Origin of the sequence: Chachezhania antarctica, from assembly GCF_003646465.1 — a bacterium.
GTDB classification, from domain to species: Bacteria; Pseudomonadota; Alphaproteobacteria; order Rhodobacterales; family Rhodobacteraceae; genus Chachezhania; species Chachezhania antarctica.
Map to the genome: position 1 here is coordinate 1 of NZ_QZEX01000035.1, position 2,305 is coordinate 2,305.

Consider the following 2,305-nt stretch of genomic DNA (forward strand, 5'->3'; position numbering starts at 1 on the left):
TGTAATCGCCGGACGTAATCTCCCCAAAACCGCCGTTTGAAAAATCCCCAGCCATGAGCGGCAGGGCCAATTCCGAACCTCAAATTTTCGGAATTGGCGCTGCCGCGGGACACAGGCCTGATGCTCCAAATAGAGACTGACAGGGGGCAGGCAGGTGAAGGGACTGAGGGAGATCGTTTTGATCCATGATCTGAAGAAACAGGGTCTCAGCATTTCCGCGATTGCGCGGAAAGTTGGCTGTGACCGCAAGACCGTGCGCAAGCATTTGGAACGCGGCCTCGAAGCGCCGGTCTATGGTCCGCGGGCACCACGGGACCGCATCATCGAACCTTTTGAGCGTTATCTGCAGGAGCGTGTTCAAGCCTTCCCGGATCTGAGCGGCGCACGGCTGCTACGCGAGATCCGGGAGTTGGGCTATGACGGCGGCTACACCGCAGTGACGGACTTCTTGCGTGAGGTGCGCCCGCCCAAGCGGACGCAGTTCGAGCGCCGGTTCGAAACCCCGCCGGGCAAGCAGGCCCAAGTCGATTTTGCCGAATTCACAGTTGAGTTCAGCGACGAGCCCGGCGTTGTCCGCAAGGTCTGGCTGTTCTCTATGGTGCTCGGGCACAGCCGCTGGCTCTGGGGCCGGTTCGTTGCCAGCCAGAACCTGCAATCGGTCCTGCGCTGCCATATCGCGGCCTTTTCGGAGATGGGCGGCGTGCCCGAGGAAATCCTCTATGACAGGATGAAGACGGCCGTGATCGGCGAGGACGAGGCCGGGGTGGTGACCTACAACGCCTCCCTGGTGACGCTTCTGAAGCATTATGGCGCGGTGCCACGCGCCTGCCAGCCGTATCGGGCCAAGACCAAGGGCAAGGTTGAGCGCCCCTTCCGCTATATCCGGCAAGACTTCTTTCTGGCCCGCACGTTCCGGAACATGGACGATCTCAATGCCCAGTTTGACGCCTGGCGGACCGAGGTCGCCAATCCGCGCGTCCACGCCACGACGCGGCGGGTGGTGGATGACGCCTTCGCCGAGGAGCTCCCGCACCTGAAACAGCTTCCGGCGATCCCCTATAGCGCTGTGCTGACCGTGGAGCGCCGGGTGAGCAAGGACGGAATGATCGCGGTCGGCGGCAACTTCTATTCCGTTCCCGATACGACCCGGCGTCGTACGCTCGAGGTCCAGCATCACGCCACCGAATTGCGGATCTACGAGGATGGCCAGTTGATCGCCCGTCATCCGGTTCTGGAAGGTAAGGCCCGGCGCCGCGTCGACCCTGCGCATCGCAAAGCGCCGCCGCCGAGACCATCCCTGTCGCGGTCCTCGCAGGGGCTGCGGCGACCGCTCGACTTCTACGGTGCGGTTGGCCAGCGCCTGGCGGCCGAGGGAGCGCGGTCATGAGCGATCTTCTGGACCGGATCCGCGGCGCCCTGGTCGGGCTGAAGATGCCGCGCGCGCTCGAAGCCCTCGATCACACACTGCAACAGCTGGAAAAAGGCGAAGTCACCGCCATCGAGGCCATCGACACGCTGCTGAGCGAGGAATACGCCACGCGGGAAACCCGTCGGATCGACGTGGCGCTGCGCACCGCCAAGCTCTTGCCCGCCAAGACCCTTGAAGGCTTCGACTTCAGCTTCCAGCCATCGCTCGACCGGGAGCGGATCGCCGCCCTGGCCCAGCTGGACTTCATCCGGCGGGCTGAGGTCGTTCACTTCCTTGGACCTCCGGGCACGGGAAAATCGCATTTGGCGACAGCTCTCGGCGTCGCCGCCGTCAAGGCCGGCAAGAGCGTCTACCGTGCGACCCTGGCCGATCTGATTGCAGCGTTGAGCCAGGCCGAACGCGAGGGCCGGCTGGCCGAGAAGATCCGCTTCTATGCCCGGGCCTCCCTGCTGATCGTCGACGAGATCGGTTACCTGCCGATCACCACCGGCGGCGCCAACCTGTTCTTCCAGCTCGTCAACGCTCGCTACGAAAAGGGCGCCATGATCCTTACCTCGAACCGCGGCTTCGCCGAATGGGGCGAGGTCTTCGGCGATCCGGTCGTCGCGACCGCACTGCTCGACCGGCTCCTGCACCACGCTGTCGTCATCCAGATCGAGGGTGCCAGCTACCGCCTGCGCGGCCATGCCGACCTCATCCCCGAGCATGTCCGCGCTAACGCCCCCATCACCCCGCCGCCGCCGCCAAAGCGACGCGGGCGGCCACCAAAAACAAAAAACGGAGCTGCAGATCTCTGACGCCGGCTGATCACCGGGACCAAGCAAGTGGGGAATTTTACTTCGGCACTTCTGGGGAAAATTCAAACGGCGTTGACAC

The 2,305-nt window shown here is 63.8% G+C and carries 2 protein-coding genes; both read left to right on the plus strand.

All coding sequences use genetic code 11. The annotated features are described in order from the left end of the window. Nucleotides 1-154 precede the first annotated feature (154 nt). Nucleotides 155-1,387, plus strand: a complete 1,233-nt coding sequence (gene istA, locus D4754_RS23690; protein WP_121068629.1) for an IS21 family transposase — start codon at nucleotides 155-157, stop codon at nucleotides 1,385-1,387. Next, complete coding sequence (gene istB / locus D4754_RS23695) at nucleotides 1,384-2,226, plus strand: IS21-like element helper ATPase IstB (protein WP_121068631.1); 843 nt, start codon at nucleotides 1,384-1,386, stop codon at nucleotides 2,224-2,226. The genes istA and istB overlap by 4 nt, the downstream gene beginning before the upstream one ends. Nucleotides 2,227-2,305 lie beyond the last annotated feature (79 nt).